General features: G+C 60.5%; 1 rRNA gene. It reads left to right on the forward strand.

Annotation, left to right across the window (positions count from 1 at the left end):
- Positions 1-181 precede the first annotated feature (181 nt).
- Positions 182-3,325 (forward strand): 23S ribosomal RNA (locus ACI796_RS23100).
- Positions 3,326-3,387: the final 62 nt, after the last annotated feature.

Here is a 3,387-nt window from a genome sequence, read left to right on the forward strand (position 1 = left end):
GGGCCGGTGGGGTCAGTGGGGGCGGGTGACGGGTCGGTCGTTGAGAACTGCACAGTGGACGCGAGCATCTTATGGGCTCCGACCTGCGGGTCGGAGCTTCAGTTCGATGGTTTGTAGGTGTTCCGCCCTTGTCGGTCCGGTTCCTTTCGGGGTTCGGGATGGTGAGGGTGGATTTTTGTGTGGCCAAGATGTTGAGGGCACACGGTGGATGCCTGGGCACCAGGAGCCGATGAAGGACGTGGGAGGCTGCGATAAGCCTCGGGGAGCTGCCAACCGAGCGTTGATCCGAGGGTGTCCGAATGGGGAAACCCCGCACCAGTCATGTGGTGTGACCCGCGCCTGAACACATAGGGCGTGTGGAGGGAACGTGGGGAAGTGAAACATCTCAGTACCCACAGGAGAAGAAAACAACCGTGATTCCGTGAGTAGTGGCGAGCGAAAGCGGATCGAGGCTAAACCGTTTCCATGTGAGACCCGGCAGGGGTTGTGGAGGCGGGGTCGTGGGACGTGTGTGTGCCGGTTCTGCCGGACCGGCGGGAAGTCAGAAAAGATCCGGGTTAGAGGAAGGCCTCTGGAAGGGGTCGCCGTAGAGGGTGAGAGCCCCGTACTCGAAAGCCCGGTCTCTTCCTTTGCAGATGTTCCCAAGTAGCACCGAGCCCGTGGAATTCGGTGTGAATCGGGCGGGACCACCCGCTAAGCCTGAATACTCCCTGGTGACCGATAGCGGACGAGTACCGTGAGGGAAAGGTGAAAAGTACCCCGGGAGGGGAGTGAAATAGTACCTGAAACCGTGTGCCTACAAGCCGTCAGAGCCGGGAATCTCGTCCTCGTGGCGGGCCGGTGATGGCGTGCCTTTTGAAGAATGAGCCTGCGAGTTAGCGGTACGTGGCGAGGTTAACCCGTGAGGGGTAGCCGTAGCGAAAGCGAGTCCGAACAGGGCGTCGTGTGAGTCGCGTGCTCTAGACCCGAAGCCGGGTGATCTACCCATGGCCAGGTTGAAGCGCGGGTAAGACCGCGTGGAGGACCGAACCCACCAGGGTTGAAAACCTGGGGGATGAGCTGTGGGTAGGGGTGAAAGGCCAATCAAACCCGGTGATAGCTGGTTCTCCCCGAAATGCATTTAGGTGCAGCGTCGCGTGTTTCTTGCCGGAGGTAGAGCACTGGATGGCCGATGGGCCCCACAAGGTTACTGACGTCAACCAAACTCCGAATGCCGGTAAGTGAGAGCGCGGCAGTGAGACTGCGGGCGATAAGGTTCGTAGTCGAGAGGGAAACAGCCCAGATCATCGGCTAAGGCCCCTAAGCGTGTGCTAAGTGGAAAAGGATGTGGGATCGCAGTGACAACCAGGAGGTTGGCTTAGAAGCAGCCATCCTTGAAAGAGTGCGTAATAGCTCACTGGTCAAGTGGTTCCGCGCCGACAATGTAGCGGGGCTCAAGCACACCGCCGAAGCCGTGGCACTCCGCCGATACTCCGTCGGGTCTCCTGCGGGAGGGCCGGCCAGGGGGCGGGGTGGGTAGGGGAGCGTCGTGTGGCGGGTGAAGCGGCGGCGGAAGCCAGCCGTGGACGCCACGCGAGTGAGAATGCAGGCATGAGTAGCGAGAGGGGAGTGAGAACCTCCCCCGCCGGAAGACCAAGGGTTCCTGGGCCAGGCTAATCCGCCCAGGGTGAGTCGGGACCTAAGGCGAGGCCGACAGGCGTAGTCGATGGACAACGGGTTGATATTCCCGTACCCGCGAAGGAACGCCCCTGCCGAGGCCAGTGATGCTGACCCACCGAAACCGCTCCGCCCCTTCGGGGTCGGGGTGGGAGTAGCTGGGGACCCGAGCTGGTAGTAGGCAAGCGATGGGGTGACGCAGGAAGGTAGTCGGGCCGGTGAGTGGTGGTACCGGTGCAAGGGTGTGGCCCGCGCCATAGGCAAATCCGTGGCGCATGCAGGGTGAGGCCTGACGCGTAGCCGAATGAGGCGAATCCGATGATCCTATGCTGCCGAGAAAAGCCTCTAGCGAGTTCCGAGCGGCCCGTACCCCAAACCAACTCAGGTGGTCAGGTAGAGAATACCGAGGCGATCGAGCGAACTGTGGTTAAGGAACTCGGCAAAATGCCCCCGTAACTTCGGGAGAAGGGGGGCCCTCGCCCGTGAACACGCACGCCGTGGGCAGCGGGAGGGGGCCGCAGAGACCAGTGAGAAGCGACTGTTTACTAAAAACACAGGTCCGTGCGAAGTCGTAAGACGAGGTATACGGACTGACGCCTGCCCGGTGCTGGAACGTTAAGGGGACGGGTTAGCCGCGAGGCGAAGCTCAGAACTCAAGCGCCAGTAAACGGCGGTGGTAACTATAACCATCCTAAGGTAGCGAAATTCCTTGTCGGGTAAGTTCCGACCTGCACGAATGGCGTAACGACTTCTCAGCTGTCTCAACCACAGGCTCGGCGAAATTGCACTACGAGTAAAGATGCTCGTTACGCGCGGCAGGACGGAAAGACCCCGGGACCTTCACTACAGCTTGATATTGGTGTTCGGTTCGGCTTGTGTAGGATAGGTGGGAGACTGGGAAGCCGGCACGCCAGTGTCGGTGGAGTCGCCGTTGAAATACCACTCTGGTCGAATTGGATGTCTAACCTCGGTCCGTGAGCCGGATCAGGAACAGTGTCAGGTGGGTAGTTTAACTGGGGCGGTTGCCTCCCAAAATGTAACGGAGGCGCCCAAAGGTTCCCTCAGCCTGGTTGGCAATCAGGTGTCGAGTGCAAGTGCACAAGGGAGCTTGACTGTGAGACCGACGGGTCGAGCAGGAGCGAAAGCTGGGACTAGTGACCCGGCACCGGCAGGTGGAAGCGGTGTCGCTCAACGGATAAAAGGTACCCCGGGGATAACAGGCTGATCTTCCCCAAGAGTCCATATCGACGGGATGGTTTGGCACCTCGATGTCGGCTCGTCGCATCCTGGGGCTGGAGTAGGTCCCAAGGGTTGGGCTGTTCGCCCATTAAAGCGGTACGCGAGCTGGGTTTAGAACGTCGTGAGACAGTTCGGTCCCTATCCGCCGTGCGCGTAAGAGACTTGCGAAGAGCTGTCCCTAGTACGAGAGGACCGGGACGGACGAACCTCTGGTGTGCCAGTTGTACCGCCAGGTGCACTGCTGGTTGGCTACGTTCGGCAGGGATAACCGCTGAAAGCATCTAAGCGGGAAGCTCGCTTCAAGATGAGGTCTCTCACCGGGAGCAACCGGGTAAGGCCCCCGCCCAGACCAGCGGGTTGATAGGCCGGAAGTGGAAGCGCCGCAAGGCGTGCGAGCTGACCGGTACTAACAGGCCGAGGGCTTGACCACACACTCCTCCAAGCTTTGCTGTCTCGCGTCCACTGTGCGGTTCTGAACGCACCCGACCCCCC

The sequence above is a fragment of the Geodermatophilus sp. SYSU D00525 genome, assembly GCF_054050475.1.